The 25,755-nt window shown below is 41.2% G+C and carries 25 protein-coding genes; 15 read left to right on the top strand and 10 right to left on the bottom strand.

Features of this window, described 5'->3' with window-relative positions; all coding sequences use genetic code 11:
- Positions 1 to 16 precede the first annotated feature (16 nt).
- On the bottom strand, positions 17 to 931 hold the full coding sequence (locus D469_RS20525; RefSeq protein ID WP_018924220.1) for a DMT family transporter: 915 nt from the start codon (positions 929 to 931) through the stop codon (positions 17 to 19).
- A gap of 207 nt (positions 932 to 1,138) precedes the next feature.
- Between D469_RS20525 and D469_RS0114955 the strand changes: the two genes are divergently transcribed.
- From D469_RS0114955 to D469_RS0114940, 4 genes are all read left to right on the top strand, one after another.
- Positions 1,139 to 1,822, top strand: a complete 684-nt coding sequence (locus D469_RS0114955) for a response regulator transcription factor (protein WP_018924219.1) — start codon at positions 1,139 to 1,141, stop codon at positions 1,820 to 1,822.
- Positions 1,819 to 3,189: a sensor histidine kinase gene (locus D469_RS0114950; protein ID WP_018924218.1), complete on the top strand. Its 1,371-nt coding sequence runs from the start codon at positions 1,819 to 1,821 to the stop codon at positions 3,187 to 3,189. Before D469_RS0114955 ends, D469_RS0114950 begins: the two co-directional genes overlap by 4 nt.
- A 320-nt stretch (positions 3,190 to 3,509) precedes the next feature.
- Entirely contained in the window at positions 3,510 to 4,469 is a 960-nt protein-coding gene (yhaM, locus tag D469_RS0114945) for a 3'-5' exoribonuclease YhaM (RefSeq protein ID WP_018924217.1), read from the top strand.
- 76 nt (positions 4,470 to 4,545) lie between these two features.
- Positions 4,546 to 4,815 carry a sporulation YhaL family protein gene (locus D469_RS0114940; RefSeq protein WP_018924216.1) on the top strand — a complete coding sequence of 90 codons (270 nt, stop codon included), beginning with the start codon at positions 4,546 to 4,548 and terminating at the stop codon, positions 4,813 to 4,815.
- 73 nt (positions 4,816 to 4,888) lie between these two features.
- Here D469_RS0114940 and D469_RS0114935 read toward each other — a convergent pair whose 3' ends face one another.
- Positions 4,889 to 5,827, bottom strand: coding sequence for a peptidylprolyl isomerase (locus D469_RS0114935; RefSeq protein WP_018924215.1), 939 nt, complete (start codon positions 5,825 to 5,827; stop codon positions 4,889 to 4,891).
- 166 nt (positions 5,828 to 5,993) lie between these two features.
- Between D469_RS0114935 and D469_RS20520 the strand changes: the two genes are divergently transcribed.
- Together D469_RS20520 and D469_RS21755 are read left to right on the top strand one after the other, a co-directional pair.
- Positions 5,994 to 6,077 (top strand): YjcZ family sporulation protein, encoded by an 84-nt coding sequence (locus D469_RS20520; RefSeq protein WP_018924214.1) that lies wholly within the window; start codon positions 5,994 to 5,996, stop codon positions 6,075 to 6,077.
- 35 nt (positions 6,078 to 6,112) lie between these two features.
- On the top strand, positions 6,113 to 6,196 hold the full coding sequence (locus tag D469_RS21755; protein WP_018924213.1) for a YjcZ family sporulation protein: 84 nt from the start codon (positions 6,113 to 6,115) through the stop codon (positions 6,194 to 6,196).
- A gap of 67 nt (positions 6,197 to 6,263) precedes the next feature.
- Here D469_RS21755 and D469_RS0114920 read toward each other — a convergent pair whose 3' ends face one another.
- Positions 6,264 to 6,446 (bottom strand): hypothetical protein, encoded by a 183-nt coding sequence (locus tag D469_RS0114920; RefSeq protein ID WP_018924212.1) that lies wholly within the window; start codon positions 6,444 to 6,446, stop codon positions 6,264 to 6,266.
- Positions 6,447 to 6,586: 140 nt separating this feature from the next.
- Between D469_RS0114920 and D469_RS0114915 the strand changes: the two genes are divergently transcribed.
- A complete protein-coding gene (locus tag D469_RS0114915) occupies positions 6,587 to 7,180 on the top strand; it encodes a DUF2140 family protein (protein ID WP_018924211.1) in 594 nt (197 codons plus the stop codon).
- Positions 7,181 to 7,576: 396 nt separating this feature from the next.
- On the opposite strand, the gene D469_RS0114910 is transcribed toward D469_RS0114915, so the two are convergent.
- The 5 genes from D469_RS0114910 to D469_RS0114880 all read right to left on the bottom strand — a co-directional run bounded on the left by D469_RS0114910 (position 7,577) and on the right by D469_RS0114880 (position 11,761).
- Positions 7,577 to 8,131, bottom strand: coding sequence for a DUF3267 domain-containing protein (locus D469_RS0114910; RefSeq protein WP_018924210.1), 555 nt, complete (start codon positions 8,129 to 8,131; stop codon positions 7,577 to 7,579).
- A 129-nt stretch (positions 8,132 to 8,260) separates the two neighbouring features.
- Positions 8,261 to 8,845 carry an HTH-type transcriptional regulator Hpr gene (locus tag D469_RS0114905; RefSeq protein WP_018924209.1) on the bottom strand — a complete coding sequence of 195 codons (585 nt, stop codon included), beginning with the start codon at positions 8,843 to 8,845 and terminating at the stop codon, positions 8,261 to 8,263.
- 83 nt (positions 8,846 to 8,928) lie between these two features.
- A complete protein-coding gene (locus D469_RS0114900) occupies positions 8,929 to 9,255 on the bottom strand; it encodes a hypothetical protein (RefSeq protein ID WP_018924208.1) in 327 nt (108 codons plus the stop codon).
- Between the two features lie 491 nt (positions 9,256 to 9,746).
- The gene (gene serC, locus D469_RS0114890; RefSeq protein WP_018924206.1) at positions 9,747 to 10,829 is read right to left on the bottom strand and encodes a 3-phosphoserine/phosphohydroxythreonine transaminase; all 1,083 of its coding nucleotides are present in this window, start codon (positions 10,827 to 10,829) and stop codon (positions 9,747 to 9,749) included.
- A 488-nt stretch (positions 10,830 to 11,317) separates the two neighbouring features.
- Positions 11,318 to 11,761: an HIT family protein gene (locus tag D469_RS0114880; RefSeq protein ID WP_018924204.1), complete on the bottom strand. Its 444-nt coding sequence runs from the start codon at positions 11,759 to 11,761 to the stop codon at positions 11,318 to 11,320.
- 170 nt (positions 11,762 to 11,931) lie between these two features.
- On the opposite strand from D469_RS0114880, the gene D469_RS0114875 reads away from it, so the two are divergent.
- The 5 genes from D469_RS0114875 to D469_RS0114855 all read left to right on the top strand — a co-directional run bounded on the left by D469_RS0114875 (position 11,932) and on the right by D469_RS0114855 (position 17,284).
- Positions 11,932 to 13,530 carry a long-chain-fatty-acid--CoA ligase gene (locus tag D469_RS0114875; protein ID WP_018924203.1) on the top strand — a complete coding sequence of 533 codons (1,599 nt, stop codon included), beginning with the start codon at positions 11,932 to 11,934 and terminating at the stop codon, positions 13,528 to 13,530.
- Positions 13,531 to 13,815: 285 nt separating this feature from the next.
- Positions 13,816 to 14,298, top strand: coding sequence for a PCYCGC motif-containing (lipo)protein (locus D469_RS0114870; RefSeq protein ID WP_018924202.1), 483 nt, complete (start codon positions 13,816 to 13,818; stop codon positions 14,296 to 14,298).
- Positions 14,299 to 14,526: 228 nt separating this feature from the next.
- On the top strand, positions 14,527 to 15,270 hold the full coding sequence (locus D469_RS0114865) for an ABC transporter ATP-binding protein (protein ID WP_018924201.1): 744 nt from the start codon (positions 14,527 to 14,529) through the stop codon (positions 15,268 to 15,270).
- A complete protein-coding gene (locus tag D469_RS0114860) occupies positions 15,267 to 16,484 on the top strand; it encodes an ABC transporter permease (RefSeq protein WP_018924200.1) in 1,218 nt (405 codons plus the stop codon). The genes D469_RS0114865 and D469_RS0114860 overlap by 4 nt, the downstream gene beginning before the upstream one ends.
- 41 nt (positions 16,485 to 16,525) lie before the next feature.
- Complete coding sequence (locus D469_RS0114855) at positions 16,526 to 17,284, top strand: EcsC family protein (protein ID WP_018924199.1); 759 nt, start codon at positions 16,526 to 16,528, stop codon at positions 17,282 to 17,284.
- A 78-nt stretch (positions 17,285 to 17,362) separates the two neighbouring features.
- Here D469_RS0114855 and D469_RS0114850 read toward each other — a convergent pair whose 3' ends face one another.
- A complete protein-coding gene (locus D469_RS0114850) occupies positions 17,363 to 18,535 on the bottom strand; it encodes a M20 family metallopeptidase (RefSeq protein ID WP_018924198.1) in 1,173 nt (390 codons plus the stop codon).
- A gap of 523 nt (positions 18,536 to 19,058) precedes the next feature.
- On the opposite strand from D469_RS0114850, the gene liaF reads away from it, so the two are divergent.
- The 3 genes from liaF to D469_RS0114835 all read left to right on the top strand — a co-directional run bounded on the left by liaF (position 19,059) and on the right by D469_RS0114835 (position 23,728).
- Positions 19,059 to 19,859: a cell wall-active antibiotics response protein LiaF gene (gene liaF, locus D469_RS0114845; RefSeq protein ID WP_083910835.1), complete on the top strand. Its 801-nt coding sequence runs from the start codon at positions 19,059 to 19,061 to the stop codon at positions 19,857 to 19,859.
- Positions 19,860 to 19,897: 38 nt separating this feature from the next.
- Positions 19,898 to 21,100: an L-2-hydroxyglutarate oxidase gene (gene lhgO / locus D469_RS0114840; protein WP_018924196.1), complete on the top strand. Its 1,203-nt coding sequence runs from the start codon at positions 19,898 to 19,900 to the stop codon at positions 21,098 to 21,100.
- A gap of 465 nt (positions 21,101 to 21,565) precedes the next feature.
- Positions 21,566 to 23,728 carry a transglycosylase domain-containing protein gene (locus D469_RS0114835; RefSeq protein ID WP_018924195.1) on the top strand — a complete coding sequence of 721 codons (2,163 nt, stop codon included), beginning with the start codon at positions 21,566 to 21,568 and terminating at the stop codon, positions 23,726 to 23,728.
- 104 nt (positions 23,729 to 23,832) lie between these two features.
- On the opposite strand, the gene D469_RS0114830 is transcribed toward D469_RS0114835, so the two are convergent.
- Positions 23,833 to 25,515 carry a methyl-accepting chemotaxis protein gene (locus tag D469_RS0114830; RefSeq protein ID WP_018924194.1) on the bottom strand — a complete coding sequence of 561 codons (1,683 nt, stop codon included), beginning with the start codon at positions 25,513 to 25,515 and terminating at the stop codon, positions 23,833 to 23,835.
- Between the last annotated feature and the right edge of the window lie 240 nt (positions 25,516 to 25,755).

Raw genomic sequence — 25,755 nt, 5'->3', positions numbered from 1 at the left:
TTTCAGGTTATACAAATTAAGTTGCTTGGTCCCAAGTATAGGGAGTAACTTTTCGTTTTTTCTTCCTTATGATCATAACAAAAATGGCTGATAAAACGAGGAAGATTCCAAAAACCTGAAAAGAAGAAAGCGGGTCATTTAAAATAGTAACACCTATTAAAATTGCAATAACAGGTTCCATGGTTGAAAAGATCGTTGCTTGGCTAGATTCGATAAAAGCAAGAGCATACGTATACAGCAGATAACCTAAAAGGGTAGAAATTAAGGTGATAGCTATTATATACAGCCATACTGTGTTATTCATAAACCGAGATGGTTCTTCCCACACTCGACTTAGTGGGAACATAAAAAGAGTTCCCGTAAACATGGCGTAAGTTGTAATAGTAAGGGTATGATAATACCGACTCACTGCTTTGCCAATGATGCTGTATAGTGAACAGAAAAATCCTGATAAAATACCAATTACTAGTGTAACTGGAGTGATATCCAAGTTTCCTCCCGGGAAATACCCTACCACAAAGGCACAGCCGATAAATGTTAGAACAAGGGCTGCTGCTTTTTGTTTGGTCAAGGGCTCATTAAAAAAAACACGGGCAAGAATTGCCGCAAAAATTGGACTAGTGTACAAAAGTACGACAGCGATTGATAAACTGGCTTGTTCAATGACTGTAAAATACGCCCAATTAAAAAACGAAAGACTGACAATTCCAAGTGCGGCGAGAAAAGGCAGATGTTTCATTTGGATCTTTAAGTAGCGGGGAGCAAAGATACTGATTAGAAGGAATAAGACGATTGTAGATACCGATAAACGAATGGTTACCACTTCTAACGAGCTAAATCCTGCTTCGTGTAAGCCACTAACAAATAAACCGGTCAATCCCCAACAGGTTGTTGCAGCAATTGTCATTACATAGGCGGTATATACGTTCATGGTTCTCCCCCTTTGGACGGTTTTCTCTCTCTTTTTAACCATCTTCAGGTGTTTCTCTTATTTTATCTACACCTCTTCGCTGTGGTAGCCTTAAATTAATGATAGAAAACCTGTTGCAAGAAAGCAATGTATGGTATAAAGAAATCATAGTGAATAATAGCGCTCAATCAATAAATCGTTACTTCTCTATAGAAAGGATACGAGGACATGGGTGAATACAAAATTTTTTTAGTTGAAGATGAAGAGAATTTAACGGAAGCGTTAAAAGCATATATGGAAAAAGAGGGCTGGGAAGTACGTGTCTATCCCGACGGAGACTCTGCCCAAAACGCAGTAGAAGAAACGCCGCATCTTTGGGTGCTTGATATTATGCTGCCTGGAACAGATGGCTACCAGATTCTAAAGAGTATTCGTGAAAAACAAGGCGATATTCCAGTGATTTTTATTTCTGCTCGCGACCAGGACTTAGACCGTGTCCTCGGGCTGGAAATGGGAAGTGATGATTACCTTGCTAAGCCATTTCTTCCTCAAGAATTAATTATCCGTGCGAAGAAGTTGTTATCACGGGTGTATGCAGAAGAGAGCGGGGAATCAAACAAAATCGAGCTAAATAATTACTTCATCGACCCAGATGCAAGAACAGTCGAAGATGGAGAGAATGACAATGACCTGGTCGATTTAACGACGAAAGAGATGGATTTGATCCTACTTTTAACTGCCCAAATTGGGAAGGCCTTATCTAGAGAAGATATTATCGAACGCGTTTGGGGCGAAAATTATTTTGGCTCGGAACGTGCAGTTGACGATGTCGTCCGCCGGGTGCGGAAGAAAATGCCTCGGATTCATTTGGAGACACTGTACGGGTTTGGTTACAGAGTTTTATCCTCATGATTAAGTTAAATTTAACGAGACGAATTTGGCTCTCGTTTATTGCCCTCATCGTATTGTTAGGTTTGACGGTAGTTATTGTTTATCCCATTTCTATTAGTGGAACCCTTACTGAAGAAACGTATCGAATTATTGAACAGGAACAAGCTCGTTATGCTAATCCATTTAGTGATTATTTTTCGCCCCCGGAGTCGGAATTGGACTTTACCGAACGGCGCGAAGCAGAACGGGCAGTCGGTCATTTATTTTTGTTTGATAATCAATTTGGGACACAGCGCGGCGACCCGGTTCCTGATAATGTTTTACGAGAAATGGTCTCTAATGCTGTCAATCAAGAAACTGAACGCGGCCGTTATGAATTGACTTATAGTGGAGCTACGTTATTTTATGTTATTACAAAAATAGAAGATGAAAACGAAGAAGGTGAAGAGGAAGAAGCTTTTCAAATTTCGTATATGTGGGATACATATCGAGATTTAATGGTGGACCGATTATATGAACGGCTGATTTACTTACTGTTAATTGCCGGGGCCTTAAGTCTTCTTCCTGCTATTTGGTTGAAACGTTATCTAAGACAACCTCTTCGTCTTTTAGGGAACCATTTTGAGCAGATTGCAAAACGAAATTGGAAAGAACCTTTCCATTGGGAAGGGGATGATGATTTCAAAAAGTTGTCTGATCAATTTGAAAGCATGAGGCAAAACTTAATTCGGTATGATCGATCGCAAAAAACGTTTATACAGCATGCCTCGCATGAGTTGAAAACACCAATTATGGTTGTTAAAACGTATGCACAATCTGTAAAAGATGGTATTTTGCCTAAAAAGGATATGGAAGCGACAATGGATGTCATCTTAGAAGAAGCGAATCGAATGGATAAGCGGGTTAGGGATATGCTTTACTTTACGAAACTAGACGCTCTGAAAAACGATACGATTAACTTAGAAGCATTAACTTTTGGGGCGTTAGCTTACCATGTAGAAGACCGGTTTCGAGTCCAACGCGATGATTTGCACTTTCATATCGAAGGCCCTGACGTTACCTTTTATGGAGATGCTGAGCATATTGAAGTGTTGCTTGATAACCTAGTAGAAAATGGGATTCGTTATGCCGAGAGTACAATATGGATGCGGGCTGAACGTCGAAAGGCAGATATTATGCTGACAGTAGAAAATGATGGAGAGCCCATTCCAGCAGAAGAGCTTGCCCACTTGTTTGACCCTTTCCGTAAAGGTAACAAGGGCCAGTATGGTCTTGGACTTGCCATTGTTAAACGTATTGCCGAGCTTCATCAAGGGTCTCACGAAGTTCGTAATACGGAACGTGGCGTTGCTTTTCGAATTTATATTCCGCGTTCTTTAAAAGAATAATAGAAACGGACTGTGAAGGAAACAGTCCGTTTCCTCTTTTACCATGAGGTAAGCCTGTTCTTCGAGAAGACCTTAAGCCTGTACTGAAACAATGGGGTTCTTTAAAAAAATGAGTTTAGAAGGTGAAAGGTATCCAGCCACTGCAGTGCAGGTGAAACTAATGACGCAGGTGGGCCTGAGGTGAAAGCAAGTATTCCAACTGTTAGTGCCGAGAACCGCCACAGGGGTCAGCCCTAATAGTCTAAAGGGAAATTATGCTATAATACAAAAGTTAGAAACCGTATATAAATGGAAAAAGAAAAACTGGAAAGGAGCCTGTTATGGCTGAAGGTATTCGATTAAAAAAAGTTGGTGAAAAAGTAGATCAATACGCGCTTATACGTGCTTCAACAAGAGGGATTGCGAGTAATCAAAAGCCCTTCCTTACCCTGATGTTAAGTGATAAATCCGGAGACATTGAAGCGAAGCTTTGGGGAGTAACACCGGAGGATGAAGGAATATTCCAGGCCAGAACGATTGTTCATATCGCAGGGGAAGTAATTGATTTTAAAGGACGGATGCAGCTGAAAATTGCTAAAATCCGGCCCGTGAATAACCTTGACCAAGTAAATATCACGGATTTTGTTAAGGCGGCCCCGCTTGATGCTGAAGCAATGTTTGAGACAGTACAAGAGTACATATTTGATATGAAAAATCCTAATCTCCAACGCTTAACCCGGCATATCTTGAAAAAATATCAAGAGGCGTTTAAGACCTCACCTGCGGCCACAAAAAACCACCATGAATTTATGAGTGGCTTAGCTTATCATGTTATCAGCATGCTCCACCTCAGCAAAGCTCTTGTCCAACTTTATCCAACACTTGATGCTGATTTATTGTACAGTGGCGTGATTTTGCATGACCTCGGAAAAACAAGGGAGCTTACTGGACCAATTGATACTGCCTACACGCTAGAAGGTAACCTTATTGGCCACATTTCAATCATGTCAGCTGAAATTGAAAAGGCTGCGACTGAATTGAATATTCAAGGGGAAGAACCACTTATGCTGCAACATATGATTTTAAGTCATCATGGCAAAGGAGAATGGGGAAGTCCAAAAGTTCCATTGATTAAGGAAGCGGAGATGCTACATTACATCGATAATATTGACGCCCGCATGAATATGCTAGAACAAGCATTGGAAACGGTGGACCCAGGCTCTTTTTCTGAACGGATTTTTGCTATGGAAAATCGTCAATTTTATAAACCGTCTTTTTCTTCATCAACTTCACAGGAATAGAATGGCGAGATAAGAGCATAACTTGTCCTTTTGCTTCATACGAATGATGATATGAATGATATGGGGGGATGGACAGGTGAATAAGCGGACGAAACGTTTCCTTTTCTCTGTAATTGTACTATTTCTCGTGCTTGTGACTTTGCAACGTTTTTCAGCAGCTCCTCTTGCTACACCAATATGGGTATATGCTGTTATGCTTGCTGCTTTAGTAAGTGGAATCATGTGGCTGCGTGCTAAACGACAAGCAGAAGCTGCAGCTGTGGATACACAATGGATAGAACAAGAGGGGAATGTTTACATTAGACGGTTAGAGGAAAAGAAGAGAGAACGAGATATCTCCAATTAAAAAGGTGTCCTGTCGGTTTGTATAGACCAACAGGACACCTTTAGTTATAGGCAGGGTTCGCGTTTAAATTGAACTAATATTGAAGCCAATCTTCATATTCTTCATTTACTTGAACATCAGTGTCTTCAAGCAGCTCAAGAAGGATTTCCTCCCCTGAGCGCGTTTGTTCTTCTTCTAGGATTCGTTCAATATTTTCATCCAGTTCTTCATAGCTGTCTTGAATGTTTAATACTTCAATAATATGATACCCATGTTCGGACTCCACCGGTTCACTTACTTCACCAGGCTCGAGGTCAAAAGCAGTGTCTTCAAATTCACTAACCATTGTGCCTCGTCCAAAGGAGCCAAGTTCTCCTCCTTCGGCCGCAGATCCAGGGTCTTCGGAGTACTCTTCGGCCAACTCGCCGAAGTCAGCTCCTTCTTCAAGCTGAGCTATTAGTTCTAGTGCTGTCTCTTCATCTTCTAACAAAATATGTCTAGCTTCTACTTCAACTAAGTCCTCTTCGTTCTCTTCAAAATATGCTTCCTTTTCTTCTTCAGAAATATCAACATCTTCAGCAGCCAACTCTTGTAATACAATTTGTGGCTTCATAAATTCTTCTTTAAGTTCATCTATGGAGTCGACTGAGATCTGGAATTGAACCTCAAGCAGTTCAAGTAATTCATCATCATCTTCCGCCCCAAGTTGTTCGCGAAAGTCATCAAGTTCTTCTTCGACTTCCTCATCTGATATATCCATTTCATCAGCCTTGTCTCTTAGCACTAATGTTTGGACCAAGTCATTTAGTACTTGCGAACCGTGACGGTCTCTTAGTTCTTCATTAAACTCATCTTCGGTTAGGGTTAGGTCGCCAACTTCGGCGATAGCTTCTGAACTTCCCGCCCCATTTTCTTCAACCTCTGCGTTTTCTGTTTGCTCGTCTGAAGCGTCTTCATTATTATCATTATCTGTACAACCTACAAGAAAAAGTGTGCCGGCAAGCCCCAAACTAAGCAATAAACGATGATGCATCGTTCCCCACTCCTTAACATATATCTTGAATTACTTAAAGCAAGTTTAACTATACCATAAATAACTTAAACTTGGAAAAACATTTTCCAAGCGGAGACAGAAGCCTAACCTCTTTGTAGGTACTTTTCATAGGATAAGGATAACTCGGTATGAGGGAGGTGGCACGATGTCAAAAGGATATCATGGAGGATTTGCGCTTATTGTAGTTTTGTTTATCCTCCTAGTCATTGTCGGCGCTTCCTGGTATTAAACTTGTAACTAAAAAAGTAAGAAGGTGGTGAGACTATGGGCTACGGCTATCAATCGAATTTTGCGCTCATCGTCGTTCTTTTTATTTTATTGGTGATAATTGGAGCGGCGTGGTGCTAAAAATGAAAGCAATAAAAAGAGCCGGTAGCTGCCAAGGCAGTTCGGCTCTTTTGCTTCTACATAATGTTTAAGTAAATAACACTTTTACATAGGTGGATGTAAGCAAGATCATTATGAGCACGTTCACCGTTCGAAATACCTTAGGAACCCGCTCTTCAGGGATTTCTCTTTGTATACATAAAGCATTGGTCATCGTATTAATAAGAAAAATATATAACAAAGAGACTAACACGAATAAAACGATAAACATAGTTGGACCCCCAATATTCATATCATTTATACTTTACCAAACATGAGTGAAAAATGATAGTTATATAACCTTATACAAGCCGTTAATTTCTTGGTAAGATAAATACGAGGAGGTCGTACTTCATTAAAGGGGGAAACAATGTGAGACAACGACGAAATGGATGGAAGTGGGCCTTTTTATTCTTATTATCGCTCAATCTCCTGATCCTTATTCTCGGTTGGGTTGCTGTCCAAAGCTTGATACCTGAGACCTCGGATACATCAACGTCCCAGCTTGAAGAATCGGATAACGGGGGAGAAGTAGAAGAACAAGGGCAGTCAGTAGCACAGATTGAAACAAATTTCTCCCAGCTTAATCAGCTTATCAATGCCCAAGATACTGGAGGATTTGAGGTTGTATTTGATCAACAAGGAGTAACGTTAAGTAATACATATACAGTTCTAGGTCAAGAAGCTGGACTGGATATGAGATTTATTCCTGAAGCTACAGAGCAAGGGGATATTCGGTTAACTAAAGAATCTTTCTCCTTTGGGCCGATCAATTTGCCTGGCCCTCAAGTACTTGAGATTGTTCAGAGCCAAGGGGATGTACCGGAATGGCTTCACATTGATCCTGCAAATGAAATGCTGCAGATAGAAATGGCAGAGATGGATATTAGTGAAGATTATTATATGTTAGCAGAGAGTATTGACCTCGAACACGAAACAGCACAATTAACTCTTTATCAGCGTTGAATGAGAGAGAATGTATAACCTTTTTCTTTTGCACACCGGTTAACGGACATTTTTGAATGAAGCTGAACCTGCCGCGAGACAGCTGCAGGAGTTGTGGACGAAGGCTGCTGAAAAAGATCATTCACTACAAGTTATAGTGAAAATCAGTTGACGAGAACGGAGCAAGTGAGACTTCTTCCCGGAAAGCGAGCTTGCGCAGGAATCATTAACCTTTTTATTACAGGTTATAGTATACAGTTAAACCCGCCCTCAGGAAAGAAGAAGAAGCGGAAGAGAACTAACGAGGTGAAGGTTAAGCGATGTTGTCCATATGTCTGTCAGTATCGGAGGAGCCTGAAACGAACAACAACGTTTACCAAAACCAATAAATATCCCAAAGCAAAAACCGGCTTCCCTTTAAGCAGAAGCCGGTTCATTTGTGATGATATCAAAGTTGTGATGGTCCCCTTCAATATAAGCGTGTTTTGGAGCTGATACAACTTCCTTCACACATCGGTAATCAAATACGGCTAATCCTGCATTAGCTGAAGCTAATAAAAGAATGTATGGCATAAACGCTGGCAATAGTAAAGCAAGTACAAGCCCGCCTCCGGTTAAAACAATAGTTGGAAACAGCAGGGCGATTAAATATACATTTCGTGGAACTGGATTTTTACAAAAGAACGTAATGTAATAGGTTTTGCGTTTTCGGATATACTGTCTTCTTGGATAAGCTTTATAGCCTCTAAACCATAGAGGGAAAAGATGCAAACTTAAATGTATAGGTATAAGTGCTATTCCAATCATGAGCGCGTAAAGCACATGTAAATCATAATATGAAACCTCAGGGCCTAATAAGCTAAAAAACAAAAAAGAAAGAACAAAGCAAAAAATCATTGTTCCTATAGATAATAGATTTAATTTGGAATGATCGTGGTTTTTACGAATGCTGACTGATTTTAGACAATTCACCTACATCTCCTCCTTTGTTCTCCCCAAGTGATTAATTTACTCCCTTGGAGAGAATTTTTCAATAGGTTCTACAAAAAAAGTAGAAAAAGAAGGAGATGAACCAAAGTTTTGACAATAAAAAAAGTAAAGCTAGGAAGGATCATTTTTTGAATTTTCAGTTGATATTGACTGCACTTTTCCCTCGTTATCTGTGAAGTGCTCTTCCATGGCTTCAAGGGATCCATCAAATATTTCCATGAAGTCTTCGCCATACACATAACGAACAATCGTCATTAATTCACTAAATTCAGGAAATCTTCCATATAATTCTTTTATCGGTAAAGCCCCAGTGTAAATGTTGTAAGTGTCTGGTTGGTAGTGTTCAAGCGTTTCAAGAAACAGCTGTTTACCTTGCTCAGTTAAAAAGATGTAAGTGTTTCGCTTATCACTATCTCGTTTCGAAAAAACAAGCAATTCCCGCGCTTCTAGCTTTTTAGAAAAATTGAAAGCAGTTGAGACATGCATGACTCCAAATTTAGCTACATCTGAGATTGATACTCCATCCATATAATAGGCTATCCACAGTATGTGGTGTTCATTGATATTCAAATTGAATGGCTGGATCCATTGTTGCCAATCTTTTTCTACTGATTTCCACAGGGCTTTACTAAGCTGGGCTAGCTTATGGCTGAATACCATGGACTCTTTTACCGAATGAGGCGGTTTATAATCCATACAGCTCCTCCCATCCCATATAATTACTAGTGGATAGGCGCACAGAGCACGCTGAGACCTAGCCACTAATCTGTTGTGTGTGCTTATCTAGCCTGACTGGACCAATTTCGGATCAGTTGAATCGCCTCTCGGATTTCTTGTTCAATGGTGCGGATATCGGGTTCAATTTCTTCACGGAAGCGTTGAATGGAAGTGTTCACCTCCTGGCCTAATACTTTATAAGCTGCTTGGCTGTCGGCAAGAACATCTTTCCATTCTTCTGGACTTGGCTCTTTCGTAAGTTCTTGGCTTGGTTTTGTCTTCATGGTGGCACGTATATCTTTGCCTGATTTTGGCGTAGTTAGCAAAACAGCTAAGGCAGCACCTAGAAAGCCGCAAATTCCACCCCAGGCTACTGAAGTTTTCTTCATATCAAATCCTCCTTCTTATCTATCTATTACCGTTTATTATAGAACAAAACTATTTTAAAAGAAAAACCTAACGAAAAATTAGTAGAATTCGTTAGGTGGGAAGACTTTATATGCTCTTCTTTATTTTATGATTCTGTTACCGGTTATTGTTGTAAGGTAAAAACGTAACGCAGTCGGCGGCTCCCTGCGGAAGTAATCGGCAACAGACGGTTAAGAATCGTGTCTCGCCGCTGAGCCATCCCGCTCCGCTTTTCTGTCCAGCTGCGGCGCTTAGAGGCTCGAGGTTTTTTCTGCCTCCGGCTTCGCGCGGCAAGCCACGCTGTGCGGATGCTGAAAAACTTGTCGCCTCTGAGCAAAGCGCCTCCGCTTTTCTGTCCAGCTTTGCGAGCTGACGACTTGAGATCCCTTTCTCCCACACTGCGGCGGCGACAGCCTCCTCGGTGGGAGAGAAGGGCTCTGCGTCGTTAATCAAGCTCGCTCCGCTTTTCTGTCTACCGGTTATTTTTTTGGAAGGTTTTCATGTAGTCTCTTAGTGCTTCGCAGGATTCTAGGGTGACAGCGTTGTAGATGGAGGCTCTGCATCCGCCGACGGACCGGTGGCCATTCAAACCGATGAATCCTTTTTCTTCGGCGCCGCGTAAAAATGCTTTGTTTAACTCTTCGCTTGGAAGATTGAACGTTACATTCATAGTGGAGCGGCTTTCTTTTTCAGCATGGCCTTTATAAAAGCCGTCACTTTCATCCATTGTTTCATAAAGGAGGGAAGCTTTTGCTTGATTACGTTTTTCCATCCCTTCTAACCCTTTGTTTGTTTTAATCCATTGAAGTACATTTTTGAGCATATAAATCGAAAATGTTGGGGGAGTATGATACAACGAGTTTTTCTTAGCATGGGTATCATAACGCATTAAAGTAGGGGTGTTGTCAGGAATACGTTCATATAAGCTTTTACGAACAATAGCAATTGTTACCCCGGATGGTCCCAAGTTTTTCTGAGCTCCTGCATAGATAAGGTCGAACTGATCAACTGGGAGGGGGCGGCTCATAATGTCACTTGACATATCAGCGATTAGTGGTGAATGAATGACTTCAGGAAACGACTTCCACTGCGTACCGTAAATGGTGTTGTTTGATGTAATATGCACATAGTCATCATCATCTGAAATGTTTAACTCAGAGAAGTTGGGAATTCGTCGGTAATCTACTTCTTTAGTGCTGCCTCCCACTTTTGGGGATGTTAGCAGTTTTGCTTCCTCCAGTGCTTTTTCTGACCAGGAACCCGTAAGGATATAATTCGGCTGGCCATTGGTCAAAAAGTTCATCGGAAGCATGGCGAATTGAAGGCTTGCCCCGCCTTGAAGGAACAAGATATCATGACTATCAGGCACAGCAAGCAATTCTTTTAGTAGTGAAATAGCTTCATTGTGAATGGCTTCATAGTCGTCACTTCGGTGGCTCAATTCCATCACCGACATCGAAGTGCCATTTAAATTTAAAAGTTCATCATTAGCTTGTTGTAAAGCTTCAGTTGGCAATGCAGCGGGACCTGCATTGAAATTATGTGCCCGAGGCATGTAATCTCCACTCCTTTAAGCAATTAACGCGTTGCTGTTTTGTAGGTTCTTCTTTTATCTTATCAAAGGAAGGGCTATAAAGGCTACAGCCGCTTTTGAAGTTCATGAGCTTTCCATTAACTCATCCTCCTTAAGGAAGGTGCTGTTTTAGGTGAATGTAAATTTTTTATGTAGTGTTAATGGAAGCGATACGTATGGTTTCTAGAGACAAGCGGCTCAAGGAAAACGCCAAAAAACGGAGGGCCAGGGAGATTCTGGATACATTTTCGGCAAAGGATGAATGGCGACTTCAAATGCACTGAGACCACCCTTGATTCTGTGGTGAGAAGGAGCAGCCTGCGGTGAAAATTAACAGCGCTACGAAGCGAACCAACCAAATCGTATTATGAGGTCGTTTAGATAGGCTTGAAAATAAGATTTAAAAAACGTTAGACAAGGTAATAAGAGCTGGTACTCTTGCTTACCTCCTGTCTAACGTTTTCTTTACGTTACGTGGTAAGATCGAGTTGTTTTTTTACTGAAGCAGCCATGTGCTGTAAGTCCTCAGCCGTATACTGATCGCTATGAGTTTGCCACTTTGGTTTATATCCATCAGCATCTTTGTCATAGCGAGGGAGGAAATGAAGGTGGAAATGAAACACTGATTGATCTGCTGTTTCATGGTTGTTATTTAACAAATTCATACCTTCAAGTTGAAACTCTGACTCGATCGCACGGGCAATTTTAGGGGCAAGAGAAAAAAGATAAGCAGCTGTTTCTTCTTGCAGTTCAAAAATGTTAGGCTGATGGTCTTTTGGGATGAGCAGCGTATGCCCTTTTGTGACTTGGCTAATGTCCATAAAAGCTAAAGCATAGTCATCTTCATAGACTTTAGCTGCAGGAATTTCCTCTGCTACAATTTTGCAGAATATGCAATCTGGATCGTGGGCCATAATAAATCCTCCTTCACTTTTCGAATCTAAAGCTATCATAGCAAAAAGTAGGGAGGACTGACCAACGTTAATAGCGATAATAAACTTTCCTCATAACAGCTTCAGGCTGTGATATAATAAACAAAGTCAGAATATTGTTTTTTTTTAAAGAATGTCGGGAGGTATGTATAATGCATGTACCATTAGTGGTGACTGAGTTTCTGGATCGGGCTGTGGCTCATTACGGAGACGAAACCGGGGTGATTGACCAAGATAAAGAATGGAGTTACAGGCAAGTAAACAAACGGGTCAATCAATTAAGCCATGGTTTGAAAGCGCTTCAAATTAGCAAAGGCGATAAAGTTGCATATCTTGCTCCTAATGGTTTAGAAATGCTGGAAGGCTTTTATGGCGTGTTTCAAATTGGAGCTGTTATGACGCCATTAAACACAAGGTTAAAACCGGAGGATTATTTATTTATCCTTAATCATAGTGAAAGTAAGGTATTATTTGTCGATTATACACTTTTAACACAAATAGAACCAATTCGAGAAAGGCTAACCTTCGTAGAGACAATTATCGTACATGGATTAAGCCAAAAACAAGAAGAAGAGGGTCAATTAGCTTACGAGCCTTGGCTGCAGTCCTTTTCAGATGAGCCTTTTAAACGAGCAGAAGTAGATGAGACAGATATCGCGAGTCTTTTATATACAAGCGGGACAACTGGAAATCCAAAAGGCGTCATGCTTAGTCACCGCAGCAATTACTTACATGCCTTATCTACCATGCATCATTTACAAATAACAGACGAGGATACTCTTCTACATGTTTTACCAATGTTCCATGTGAACGGGTGGGGCTCACCTTTTTATTATACGGCGAACGGAGCTAAACAGGTAATGCAGAGAAAAATAGACCCGGCTGAGATCTTTGCTGCTATCGAAAAGTACGGGGTCACTATTTGCCATATGGCTCCTACTGTCTTAAATATGCTGCTTGAATACTTTGACAATAACAAAGATTTACTTGCAATCAATCAAAACATGCGAATTGTAATTGCAGGATCTGCGCCCCCGCCGACATTTGTTAAACGGGTAGAGGAAGATTTAGGCTGGACGTTTATTCAAGTGTATGGGATGACTGAAATTTCTCCTCTCATTACAACTTCCAAACCACGAAGACAGCATAAAAATATGAAAAAGGAAGAACGTTATCAAACCCAAGCAAAAACCGGTTATGCAATGATTGGCTCCACCGTTCGTGTAATAGATAAAGTTGGAGAAGATGTTCCGCATGACGGGGCGACGATCGGTGAAATTGTAACGCGTTCGAACAATGTAATGGAAGGATATTGGAAAAATGCTGAAGCAACCGCTGAAACTATAAAAGATGGCTATCTTTACACTGGTGATATGGCTGTAGTTGATGAAAATGGATATATTCAAATTGTCGACCGCAAAAAGGACGTGATTATAAGCGGCGGGGAGAATATTTCTTCGATTGAAGTAGAAGCTTGTCTGTATGAACACCCAGCCGTGCTAGAAACAGCTATTGTAGCTGCTCCGCATGAAAAATGGGGAGAAGTTCCTCATGCTGTTGTGGTTCTACGAGAAGAGGGTGCCGCCACAGAAAAGGAATTAATTGATTTTGCGCGAAAACAGCTAGCCCATTTTAAAGCTCCTAAAGAGATTTCATTCAAAAATGAACTGCCCAAAACTGCTTCAGGAAAAATCCAAAAAGTGCAAATCCGCAAAGAATTATGGGGAGATACCGGCCGGTTGGTGAACTAGCTTTCTTATGACCAGTATAGAACGCTAATCAGGAATTTGATTGTTTGGCACTCCGTAAGAATGCATAAATAGTTGAAGGAAACGGTATAAGTGCAACTAAGACTCAGCCTACGCCGTAGCTTGACTCTACCAGGTTTTCTTTATGGAATTGTTAGTAAAAACTATTGAGCCAGGGAAAAAAATAGAGATAGAAAGACACTATGATCAGTTCAAAAGGCTGTAACATTTTTCAACCCATATTCATGCTATACTGAAACTAAAGAAAAATGGTAAGGAGAATGGATCGTGAAGAAGCTTACCTTTATTGTAATATGTTTTAGTTTGATGCTTGTATTAGCGGCATGCGGTAATGAAGAGAGTCAAATTCCTGATGTAGGGGAACAACAAGAACATGGTTTTGATATTATTGAAACGACAGCAGATGCTGCTGAGATGCCAGCTTTTCTGGATGAAACGCATGAGGATATAGCTGAGCTGTATGAAGAGGTAGTTAAACATCAAGATTTGCTTGAACATATTCCGTGTTATTGCGGCTGTTATGAATCAGCTAATCACAGAGATGTGTATGAATGTTTTGTTCATCAATTTAATGAGGATGGCACGGTGGTCTGGGACACTCATGGGATGAGCTGCGGAGTGTGCCTGGAAATTGCCCGTGACGCCATTCAAATGAAACAAGCGGGACTGTCAGCCGAGGATATTCGTACAGCTATTGACGCTCATTATGCAGACGGCTATCCAGAAGCTACCCCAACCCCGCATCCGTAAAGTGATTACTGCTTTGGTGTTTATGGAGAGTGGCTAGTAATTATGTGATAATAATTTTGAAAGTTGTGTGAAAGGCTTATTCCTGTTCACACAACTTTTTTAGTTTATGTATATGTTAAAAAGGTCCAAGGTTAGAGTATCTTATCTCTAAAGGACAAGGTTTTCATCTGGAATGGAAAAAAGGTACAATGGAGACGTTGATTAGAACTGAACGAGGAGACTTGTCTTATGAGCGCATTATTGAATGTGAGCGGTTTATCGGGCGGCTATAATATTCACAAGCCGGTTTTGCATGATATCTCTTTACAGGTGCAAGAAGCTGAGATCGTTGGGCTAATTGGCTTAAATGGAGCTGGGAAGAGCACGACTATTAAACATATTTTGGGCTTGATGGAAGCTTCAAAAGGGGAAATTCAGATCAAAGGTAAGGCCTTTACTGAAGAGCCGGAGGCCTATCGGCAATCGCTATCTTTTATTCCTGAAACCCCTATTCTCTATGAAGATATGACCTTGTGGGAGCATTTACGTTTGGCTGCCATGGCTTATGATATTGAAGAAACTACGTTTGAACAGCGGGCAGATGAGTTATTGAAACAATTTAGAATGAATGGCATGAAAAAATGGTTCCCCAGCCATTTTTCAAAAGGGATGCGGCAAAAGGTTATGATTATGTGTGCCTTTTTAGTACGGCCTGAATTATATGTGGTGGACGAACCGTTTGTCGGGCTCGACCCCGTAGCGATTCAGTCGCTATTGGATATGATGCTTGATATGAAAGAAAAGGGAGCAGGCATTTTAATGTCTACTCATATTTTATCAACTGCTGAAAAATACTGTGATCGGTTTGTCTTGCTTCACAATGGTCAAGTCCACATGCATGGGACGATGAGTGAGCTTCAACGGGATGCTAACATGCCTCAAGCCACCTTGGATGATATTTATATTGCTGTGACAAAGGATGAAATCGGATGAATGTGGAGCAATTATGGCAAGAGCGGGCAATGATGTTTTGGAATGAAGCTATTCGTTATTTGCGGTTAATTGGCAATAGCGGTTTTATGTTTTCGCTCTATATTCTTGTGTTGGTAGGGAGTTATTATTACAGCACGTTTCTAGAATGGCTGCCTGAACAGTTCCCGACTGTGTTATTTTTTTCTGTCTTGTTTGCTTATATGTTAACTCGGTCGCCAATCCGTACGTTTGTTAAAGAAGGGGACCTTGTGTTTTTGCTCCCGCTTGAAATGAGGATGTCCAGTTACTTTAGAAAGTCAACAGTGTATTCCGGTATTTTTCAAGGAGCAGGCATGCTTTTAATTCTTGTAATACTCGCTCCGTTATTTTTTGATCGAATTCATCCTGAAGCAGCATACTGGTTTGTTGTATTCCTTGGTTTGATGCTGGCGAAAGGATGGAACATGGCCTCTAAGTGGGCAGAATTAAGAATTCAGACAGAAAGTCATCGCTGGTTTCATGCTTGGCTTCGTTTTGTAGTAAATCTGGTTTTTGCGTTTCTTTTATTTGCTAATGCAGGGGTTGGTTTTCAAATCGCCGTGTTAGCGGCAATGGCTGTAGTGTATGTCTGGTACTATTATCCGCTGTTGAAGCAGCACCGCATTAAATGGCAGCATCTTTTAGAGATGGAAAATCGCATGCTGATGTTGTTTTATCGGATGGCGAATGCGTTTACAGATGTTCCGCACTTAAAAGGGAAAGTGAAAGCGCGCACTCCATTTGCCAAACTTATTGACCGAGTTGAACATAGCCAAGATCATGTATACGATTTTATGTTTGGGAAAGCGTTTGTTCGTTCTAATGATTATCTTGGCATTTATTTGCGTTTGACGGCGATTGGTTTGTTATTCATGTATGCTTCACCGTTTTCATGGCTGACTGTTGGGTTGATGATTTTGTTTGCCTATATGACTGGGCTGCAACTATCAACTCTTTATCATCATTTTGCTACGAAAGAGCTTCCAGATATTTATCCGATTCGCCATGGTCTTAAAGAAACGTCGTTTAAACGACTCGTTAAGTATTTATTATTTGGCCAAGTAGCGTTGTTTAGTATTGGCCTGCTTTTATTATCAGCTTCTTGGTTATGGACTGTTGCAGGTATTGCATTAGCTTTTCTAACGGTGTATTGGTACGCTGAATATCGGGTATTAAAACCAAGAAAGAAAGCATAGGCATAGAGAAGTCGGGATTGGGAATGAATCGGGGTGAAAGAATGACGAATTATGAAAAGAATGCGCATGATGAAGCTTTTGCCTGGTATCGCAATACCACTAAGCCTCCTTCGATGACAGCGACAATGACAAAACAAATTCAGTATAAGATGAATCGTTACATTCCACAAAAAGTACATGACGCTTCAGCCCAGGCCGTAAAAGCCATGATCGAAACCGTTTTGAGTTCATCTACAACGTTTGGCAAGATCGCTCCTGTTTCAACACCTTCTTTAAAGGAAGCTGACAATGCAATCGAAGAGTTAGCAGCAAAGCACCGCAATATTGCTACTGCTGAAGGGGCGGGAACTGGAGCAGGCGGGTTATTTTTAGGGATGGTTGATTTTCCTGCTTTATTATCTATCAAATTTCGTTTTCTCTGGGAAGCGGCTCAACTTTATGGTTTTGACCCAAGCATTGAAGAAGAACGATTGTTTCTTGTTCATGTGTTTCAATCTGCTTTTTCGGCCCCGCAGCAAAAAGCAGAAGCAGCAAAGCGTATTAGAGAGTGGGAGACATGGATTGATAACATAAAAAGCAAAGAACCTCCCGAGAATTGGGTAGATTGGACATTGTTTCAAGAAGGGTATCGAGATGCGATAGACCTTCCAAAATTGTTACAATTAGTGCCTGGCTTTGGAGCGGTGGTGGGAGCAGTGGTCAACCGCCACTTTTTGACAGTGTTAGCTGATGCGGCAAAGCAAAGTTACCGGTTTCGCCTTTTACCGAGCGAGACAAATAAAAAAGATCTTCATCGATGAAGATCTTTTTTTGATAGCTGGATGTAATATAATTACTTATTAATTTCGAGTAAAACACTAAGCAGAAAAGGGGCCAGCTTAGTTCTCGTAACACAGAGCTGCTTTTCCTAATGTCTTTGCTGCGATCAGCATAGCCGTTTCATCAATATCAAATTTTGGATGATGGTGAGGATAAGGTTCTTGCACCGAAGGAGCTTGGGCCCCGGTAAAAAAGAATGTCCCTTTTACATTTTGCAAATAATAGGCGAAATCTTCGCCGCCCATCACCGCTTCTCTTTCCTCGATTCGAGTAACTCCCGGGACACTAGTAGCTTCTTTTTGGATAAATTCAGTTTCTTCTTTATGGTTAACAACAGCAGGGTAACCACGTAAATAATTAAATTCCGCTGTAGCTCCAGCCATTTCACATGTGTTATTTACAATTGTATTCATTTCTTCTTCGATTTGATTGCGAGCTTCTTCATCAAATGTGCGGACCGTTCCCATTAAATAAGCAGAGTCTGCAATCACGTTAAAAGCATTTTCTGCTACAAACGAACCAATAGAAAGAACCGCAGGCATTTGCGGGTCCACTTTACGGCTAACAATTGATTGCAAATTAACTACGAGCTGTGAAGCGGTCAGCACAGCGTCATTTGTTAGATGGGGCATAGCTCCATGTCCGCCTTTTCCATGGACCGTAATTTCAAAACGATCAGAAGCAGCCATCATTGGCCCACTTTTTACTTGCAGCACGCCTGTTGGTTCGGTTGCCCACAAATGAGTCCCAAAAACAACATCCACTCCTGCCAGACAGCCATCTTCAACCATTTCGATTGCGCCACCTGGAGCAAATTCTTCAGCATGCTGGTGAATGAAGACGACCGTCCCTGGCCATTCGTCCTTCAAGCGGTTTATGGCTTTTGCTAAGACGAGCAATGTGGCAGTATGGCCGTCATGACCGCAGGCATGCATTTTGCCTTCTACTTTTGAGCGATAAGGAACGTCCTTTTCATCCTGAATTGGGAGGGCATCAAAATCGGCCCGTAAGGCTACGGTTGGTCCTTCTTTCCCACCTTTTAAGGTAGCGACTACGCCTCGGCTTCCGACTTGCTCTCTTACTTCGTGTCCAAGTTCTCGGTGAAAAGAAGCAATATACTTAGGGGTTTCTACTTCTTCGAACGATAGCTCAGGGTGTTGGTGTAAGTAACGTCTTATTTCGACCATTTCCTCATAAGAATCATCTAATAATTGGTATAAGCGGTCTTCCATGGTTCGCCTCCCTAAATTCAAAGCTTTGTTTCCTCTTTCTGGCTGTGCAACATAAAAAGCCAGAAATCATTCTCATCAAAACCTATCCAATGCCAGCGCTGTAAAAAAGAAATCTAGCAAGACGAGATAAGCCCTTCTATTATAGCATATGTATTTCTTTTACTGCTTTAGTGACAAACGTTACTAGCACTTCAATACGGACAAGCTCTTGGGCTGAAACATATAGATTTAAACAAGAAAAAGAAGGGTTCTGTTTATAAAAATAGAAGGTAACAGTTCACTCTTTCATTATTCTTAGGTAAGTTCCTTACTAGCAAGGTGAAGGTCTGGCTAGGCAGTGTTAGATTGAGAGATAGGGGTAAAAAGAGAGTAAGAAGGTCCGGGGCCAAAAAAACTAGCAACGCAGCATAAACACCCAAGCAAGTGGAAAACAGGAATAAGTTTAGATTTTCAGGTTAAACGTTCTGTACAAAAAACACAAGAGAAGGAATAATCGTCCTATTTCTTCTTCTTCGGGGGGATTATGGTGCGTGTACCAATGACCGTCTGGGCAGGGCTGGCTTTGCTTGTTTGTGGCATCTTTTATTCAGTGACAGCTGTTTATTCTTTTCAAGCTACAGTTTTTGTGTTTCTTCCCCTGGTTCTGTCAGTGTGGGCAGCTCATTTAATGCCAACTGGATTAAAAGTGCGGCTGGGGTTCCTCTTTTTTGGAATTCTATTTTTGGCTAGTTTAATTATAGCTCCGCTTTATCTATACTCCGTACTGATAAGTGTCCTTTTAGTCGGCCAGTCACTATATAGAATAAAGCTACACGATACAGCTATTGATATTGACCGGGATTTAGCCGATCCTGCCAAAATACAAGGTGCTCTTAATTTTAGTGAACCACCCCCTCTAATTACGGAAACCCTTTCACAAGGTTACCATGGAAATAACAGGGCGATACATGTTCCTGTGAAAAATACCATATGGCTCGGTTCTTTAAGAATGGGAGACCAACCGTTTGTTCTACAGGACTTTCGTGTGAAACATGGGATTGGAGAGGTTCATCTTGATATCTCTCGGGCAGTCTCAGCTCAAAAACGAGCTCACATTTCCATAAGAAGCGGGATAGGAGAAACCGTTCTTTATATCCCTTATGGTGTGCCGTGCCAAATTCACGTTCATTCCTTATTAGGAAAGCAAATCATTTTTGGGCAGCAGGAAAAAGGAATTTTACCTAGAACATTTGTGGCAACAGGAAGTAAAAGGAGAAGAGAGAAAGAAGAGCTCGTGATTACCGCTTCGGTTCTAGTTGGAAAAATCCGGGTCGAGCAAGTGTGACAGATACTGGTTTGTTGGGTAAAAGAGGAGGAAGGGCTATGTATGACGTTATAATTGTAGGAACAGGGATTATTGGGCTGGCCACTGCAAGAGAGTGGTTAAAAAATCATCCAGCTGACCAACTATTGCTAATAGATAAAGAAGCTGATATCTCAACACATCAAACAGGTAGAAACAGCGGTGTTATTCATTCAGGGCTATATTATAAACCAGGTTCACAAAAAGCGAAATTTGCTGTAGCTGGCAACAAATCGATGAAAGCCTATTGTAAAGAACACCAACTACCGCTCCATGAAAAAGGAAAAGTAATTGCCGCTACTACTTCAGAAGAAAGAAAACGGCTTGAAATTTTGTACGAACAAGGAAAGTGTAATCAAGTTCCAGTGAAATGGCTGAAAGGTAAAGATTTGATGGAGCAGGAACCCCATGTGGCCGCAATTGCTGCTATATATGTTCCTACAGTAGCAGTGACTGATTTTAAAAAAGTAACGTATCAATTAAGACAAGATATCGAAAACGCTGGAGGAACTATTTATTATCATACAGAAGTAAAAACAGTAAATGAACAAAGGGCAAAAGTTGAAGTGGTAACAAACAATGGCACCTTCACCGCTGCATCATTGATTAACTGTGCCGGCTTATGGAGTGATACGCTCGTAAAGAAAAGTGGTATAAGAAGTGATGTTTCCATCATCCCGTTTAAAGGTGAATATTTTAAAATAAAGGAAGATAAAGCTCATTTAATCAGGCACTCAGTATATCCTGTGCCAGATCCTGCTTTCCCTTTTTTAGGCGTTCATTTTACTCGTTCAATTGATAATGAAGTTCATGTTGGTCCCAATGCTGTCTGGGCGTTAAATAAGGAACGTTATACGAAGACAGATGGTATTGATGTAAAAGAAATGTTTTCAACATTAAATTCTTCTGCCTTTTTTAAGCTGGCAGCAGCTCATGGTAAAACAGGAGTTGATGAATTTAGTCGCTCTTTAAGTAAGAATCGTTTCGTTCGTATGGCCCAGAAACTGATCCCTGATTTAACAGCTGATGATTTAATTCCCGCGGAAGCGGGGATCCGGGCCCAGGCCGTTCATGCAGATGGTCATTTGGTCGATGATTTTTTAATGTTTTCAACATCGCGCTGTGTCCATGTAGTAAATGCACCGTCCCCGGCAGCAACTGCAGCTTTAGAAATTGGCAAAGCAATTCATGCAAAAGTAAGAGAAAGACATAACCGTAGCTAGAAATGAGCCTCCCTTACTATGACCAGCTGTTCCTCTAGTTATAGGTTACCAGCCGCCAAAAAGTTGCGGCTGGTTTTTACGTTTTTGGAAAGTTATAAAGAGCGTATAAAACGATTCTGGCAACGAGTAGTGGTGATATTTCTTCCATGGCAACTTATTGCGCGGGCGATCCACAAGTCTTTTCGGGACCGCTTGGTTTGTAGGCATCTCGGCCATTTCAGGAACTGAAACGACCGTTATAAGCAACGTGCTTTAACAGAACCTGTAATAAAAAAGAGCTTTATTTTGAAACCAAAGTAAAAGAGATACGTAACTGGTTTAAGACGGAATTTGTCACGTCTTCTAGAGGAGTGTCGACCCTATTGGAAAGATCGAATCACATAAGTGGAGGCTTTTTTCCATTTGTGAAAATCAGAATGTATATTATAATATGCTCAAATGCTTTCCGAAAAGGAGAAACAAGCTATGCGGAGGAAACGAATATTACTTCCGGTTATCTTTTTGCTTGCCGGTATGGTACTGGCTGTTGGTACTTATGCAGCTGTATTAATTACGGGAAGTTTACTTGTTGATGAATCAAAGTTTGTAATGGACGAGACATCATATATTGTAGACGAGAATGGGGAAGAGGTAGCTCATCTTTATCAGGAAAATCGTGAAACTGTCGATTTAACTGAGATCCCTCAACATGTACAGGATGCTTTTATTGCCGTGGAGGATGTTCGCTTTTATGAACATCAAGGCATAGATATTCGTGCTATTGGACGGGCAGTGTATCGAGATATAATGGCTGGCTCTCTTGATGAAGGGGGAAGCACAATCACCCAGCAGTTAGCTAAGAATGTATTCTTAGAACATGATCAAACGTGGATGCGTAAAACCCAGGAAGTTCTAATTGCAATGCATTTAGAACGTAATTACAGCAAAAATGAATTACTGGAAATGTATTTAAATCAAATATATTTTGGACACGGTGCACACGGGATTCAAGTAGCTTCACAACTTTATTTTAATAAGAATGTTTCTGAGCTTAATGTTCATGAAGGGGCCTTGTTGGCGGCTTTACCTAAGGGACCAAATATGTATTCCCCGGCAGTAGATGCAGACCGGGCTAAAGAGCGTAGGGATACAGTACTTGCAGTGATGGAAAGACATGGTTTTCTTGATGCTGAAGAAGCATCGGCATACCAAGGTAGAACTGTATCAGAAGACCTGTATAGAAACAGCAATGATCCTGCATATGCCACTTATATCGATGCAATCTATGAAGAAGCTGAGAAAAGTTACGATTTATCAAGAGAAGAGCTGCGTACCGGTGGATATACAATTCAAATACCAGTAGACCAAGAATACCAGGAAGCTTCTTATCAGTTACTGCAGGAAGATGAATATTTCCCGGGAAACAATGACACTACAGAAGCTGCCGTCGTATTGATGGACCATCATTCTGGAGGGGTACAAGCGATCCAGGGCGGACGTGAGTATGAGTCTGAAAGTTTAAACCGGGCCTTTATAGCGAGGCAGCCAGGTTCATCCTTTAAACCGTTTTCTGTATATGCGCCTGCGCTTGAATCCGGGAGATATGAACCGTATTCATTGCTTAAAGATGAAGAAATGGATATGGATGGATATCAGCCAAGAAATCATGATCGCACGTATCAAGGACAGGTCACGATGCGGGAAGCAATTACTCAGTCGACCAATACGTCAGCGGTTTGGCTTTTAGACCAGCTTGGAATTGATTATTCAATAGAGTGGATGAAAGAGGCTGGCTTAGAACTAGATGATGATGGTTATTCCATTGCGCTTGGTGGATTGACAGATGGCTTTTCTCCACTTGAGATGGCAGAGGCTTATACGATTTTTTCCTCCAATGGGGTCAGACAAAATGCTTCCTTTATTGATGGTATTGTAAATCGGCAGGGAGACCTAGTGGAAATGAATGAGGAGGCAAAAGCAACTGCTGACGAAGAAGTCCAGGTTATGAGTGAACAAAATGCTTGGTATATGACGGAAATGCTTAAAGATGTTGTAGATGAAGGCACAGGAACAAATGGTCATACGGACCATGCCTTAGCAGGCAAAACTGGTACTACGTCTTTTACAGAAGTAGAAGGAGCTGCTAGAGATGCTTGGTTTGCGGGCTATACGCCAGAAGTAACCGGTGCTCTGTGGATAGGAAATGATGAAACAAGAGAGGACAGTTACCTTGAAGGGGGAAGCGCTTATGCTACTGCCTTGTTTAAAGAAATAATAGACACCAAAGCCCCAACCGAACAGGCTGTTGCTTTTAATAAACCTGATCATGTTGAGGAACTAGAAGAACCAGTAGAGCTTGAACAAGTGGATAACTTAGAAGCTTCTCTTTCTTTAAGAGGTGGAGGCATAATTAATGTTCATTTGGAATGGACGCCTGCGACGGATGAGCGCATAGAGTATCATGTTTATGAGGTTTCAGGTGATGTCTCTGAAAAAGTAGCTACTGTAGAAGGTGGGGAAGAATATACAGTAAATGGCGTTAATGTATTTTCTTTACAAGAGTATATGGTTGTCCCCCATAACCCGCAGACCGGAGAAGACGGCAGCCCTTCAAATGTTGCATCAGTTGATGTGGGGCTCTGGTTCTGATAACGATAAAAGTGGAGTTGAAATAAGCCAGCTGAACGCAATGTTCAGCTGGCCTTTTACTTAGAGCAGGCTTCGTATGCTATTGTCTCAAGCCAGTCTAGCGCTTAAAGTTTAAACGAGTCGACTTTTTTCTGCAGATCATTTGCAATATTCGCCATTTCTTGAGCTGATTGGGTGATGCTATCCATGGTAGCAGTCTGTTCTTCTGTGGTACTAGCTATGTTTTCGCTTGTATTTGCAGACTGGACGGCCGTTTCTTCAACTTGAGTGACAGCTTCCATAATATAGCGGCTCCGCTTATTAACTCCGTCTACAAGCTGATGAATTTCGTTGGTTTGCCCTGTCATCTGAGCGATGCTATCAGCAATATCTTTAAATGCTAGTGCTGTTTCTTTCATTTCGTTTTCCCCGTTATGCACGAGTGTAGAATTGTTTTTGGCCTGGTTAACTGACATTTCGACTTTTCCGCTGATACGTTCAATGGTTTCACTGATTGAATGAGTTGCTTCCTCGCTTTGTGCAGCTAGTTTTCTGATTTCATCTGCCACAACGGCAAACCCTTTTCCAGCTTCCCCAGCCCGGGCTGCTTCAATGCTTGCATTTAAGGCAAGTAACGTAGTTTGCGCTGATATATCTTGAATCAAATGAATAATATCATAAATTTTATTGGATTCGCTGCCAAGTTCTTCGATAACTTGCACATTGTTTTCATTGGCTGTTTTAATCCTGCCCATTGTTTCCTGCGTGGCACTTACACGTTCTTGCCCATTTGCCGTTTTTTCTTCTGCTATAGCAGTAGCAGCTGCAATGTCTGAACTTGCTTTTTCTACTCCTTTTAGCTCCTGTTCCATGTGACGAAAAGTTTCAGCAGACCTCTGTATTGAAGTGTGCAGCTCTTGCTGTCCGTCGGTCATGTTTTGTAAATCATAAGCAACTTGTTCAGCACCAGCGTTGACTTCTTCGGCTGAAGCAGCTAGTTCCTCACTTGAAGCCGACACTGATTGGGAAGTAGTGGAAATATCAGACACTAGAGAACGTAGATTCTCACTCATATCATTAATTTGATGGTTTAATTGTCCAAATTCATCTTTAGGGGAGTCATCCAGTTTGCCCACTGTTAACTCTCCCTGACTAATACGAGCGGTTGTCTTTAATATCTTATTTAACGAGCGTTTAATCCCTGCGGTAAGAAGCATAAACAGGGTGATACCTAAAATGGTCGCCGCGATAAAGGAAACGATGCTTGTAATAATAGCTTGATCAATGGCTGAAGTCACTTCATTACCTGCATTTTCCACCCGGTTCGTTAAAATATTTTCCAAGTCAGACGCTACTTCTACTGTTTGGTCTCGCATTGAACCAAGTTGGTTCATAATACTATCATCAGGGGTTAACCCGACACTGATTAACTCGTCCACCCGGTTATCAAACTGTTGATTTAAAAAAACAAGGGTCTCATGCATATCTTCTTCTTCTTCAGTCAAGAGATAACCAGACATTCGTTCAAGTCGCTCATCAAGCTGAGAGCTAAGCTCTTCATAGTCTTCTGGAACAGCATCTTCATCACGCATCATGTCTAATGCAAATATGTATTTTTCCCGAAAAAGAGATGCTGCATCAACTGCGTCGATCGCTTGAACACTTGTTTCTTCCATATGGGAAGATTGGGAATTAATCGTTTGGAATTGAGTGAAAATAATGGCGAAACTGATAAAAAATAATACCAAAGTCAAAGCTAGTCCCGCTAACACTTTAAAACGGAGGCTGGCATTTTTCCATATATTCATGTGTGAATCCTCCTGAGCCTTATGTAGTGGTTGGGCACGTTTTCGCATGAATTTAAAATCATTCTAGGAACATATGATCATTGTAATGGAAAAATTAAGGTATGGAAAGCAGTAATTAGAAAATTCTCGAAAAGAAAGAGAAGGAATCGAATAGGCTGACTAAAGTATACACACTCTGATTAAGATTATAGCTTAGGTGGCGAATAATAAGGGTGAATAGAAATGGAAATGAGAAAACCA

Source organism: Salsuginibacillus kocurii DSM 18087, assembly GCF_000377705.1.
Lineage (GTDB): Bacteria > Bacillota > Bacilli > Bacillales > Marinococcaceae > Salsuginibacillus > Salsuginibacillus kocurii.
This window is presented reverse-complemented; position numbering and strand designations above follow the sequence as displayed.

What these genes read in the sequence shown, in the direction of transcription:
- D469_RS21755 (WP_018924213.1), top strand. Translation starts at nt 6,113, where the DNA reads ATGGGCTACGGCTATCAATCGAATTTTGCGCTCATCGTCGTTCTTTTT.
- D469_RS0114835 (WP_018924195.1), top strand. Translation starts at nt 21,566, where the DNA reads ATGCGGAGGAAACGAATATTACTTCCGGTTATCTTTTTGCTTGCCGGT.
- D469_RS0114880 (WP_018924204.1), bottom strand. Translation starts at nt 11,761, where the DNA reads ATGGCCCACGATCCAGATTGCATATTCTGCAAAATTGTAGCAGAGGAA.
- D469_RS0114865 (WP_018924201.1), top strand. Translation starts at nt 14,527, where the DNA reads ATGAGCGCATTATTGAATGTGAGCGGTTTATCGGGCGGCTATAATATT.
- yhaM (WP_018924217.1), top strand. Translation starts at nt 3,510, where the DNA reads ATGGCTGAAGGTATTCGATTAAAAAAAGTTGGTGAAAAAGTAGATCAA.
- lhgO (WP_018924196.1), top strand. Translation starts at nt 19,898, where the DNA reads ATGTATGACGTTATAATTGTAGGAACAGGGATTATTGGGCTGGCCACT.
- D469_RS0114855 (WP_018924199.1), top strand. Translation starts at nt 16,526, where the DNA reads ATGACGAATTATGAAAAGAATGCGCATGATGAAGCTTTTGCCTGGTAT.
- D469_RS0114875 (WP_018924203.1), top strand. Translation starts at nt 11,932, where the DNA reads ATGCATGTACCATTAGTGGTGACTGAGTTTCTGGATCGGGCTGTGGCT.
- serC (WP_018924206.1), bottom strand. Translation starts at nt 10,829, where the DNA reads ATGCCTCGGGCACATAATTTCAATGCAGGTCCCGCTGCATTGCCAACT.
- D469_RS0114860 (WP_018924200.1), top strand. Translation starts at nt 15,267, where the DNA reads ATGAATGTGGAGCAATTATGGCAAGAGCGGGCAATGATGTTTTGGAAT.
- D469_RS0114950 (WP_018924218.1), top strand. Translation starts at nt 1,819, where the DNA reads ATGATTAAGTTAAATTTAACGAGACGAATTTGGCTCTCGTTTATTGCC.
- D469_RS0114935 (WP_018924215.1), bottom strand. Translation starts at nt 5,827, where the DNA reads ATGCATCATCGTTTATTGCTTAGTTTGGGGCTTGCCGGCACACTTTTT.
- D469_RS0114830 (WP_018924194.1), bottom strand. Translation starts at nt 25,515, where the DNA reads ATGAATATATGGAAAAATGCCAGCCTCCGTTTTAAAGTGTTAGCGGGA.
- D469_RS0114850 (WP_018924198.1), bottom strand. Translation starts at nt 18,535, where the DNA reads ATGGAAGACCGCTTATACCAATTATTAGATGATTCTTATGAGGAAATG.
- D469_RS20520 (WP_018924214.1), top strand. Translation starts at nt 5,994, where the DNA reads ATGTCAAAAGGATATCATGGAGGATTTGCGCTTATTGTAGTTTTGTTT.
- D469_RS0114905 (WP_018924209.1), bottom strand. Translation starts at nt 8,845, where the DNA reads ATGGATTATAAACCGCCTCATTCGGTAAAAGAGTCCATGGTATTCAGC.
- liaF (WP_083910835.1), top strand. Translation starts at nt 19,059, where the DNA reads ATGGTGCGTGTACCAATGACCGTCTGGGCAGGGCTGGCTTTGCTTGTT.
- D469_RS0114900 (WP_018924208.1), bottom strand. Translation starts at nt 9,255, where the DNA reads ATGAAGAAAACTTCAGTAGCCTGGGGTGGAATTTGCGGCTTTCTAGGT.
- D469_RS20525 (WP_018924220.1), bottom strand. Translation starts at nt 931, where the DNA reads ATGAACGTATATACCGCCTATGTAATGACAATTGCTGCAACAACCTGT.
- D469_RS0114920 (WP_018924212.1), bottom strand. Translation starts at nt 6,446, where the DNA reads ATGTTTATCGTTTTATTCGTGTTAGTCTCTTTGTTATATATTTTTCTT.
- D469_RS0114955 (WP_018924219.1), top strand. Translation starts at nt 1,139, where the DNA reads ATGGGTGAATACAAAATTTTTTTAGTTGAAGATGAAGAGAATTTAACG.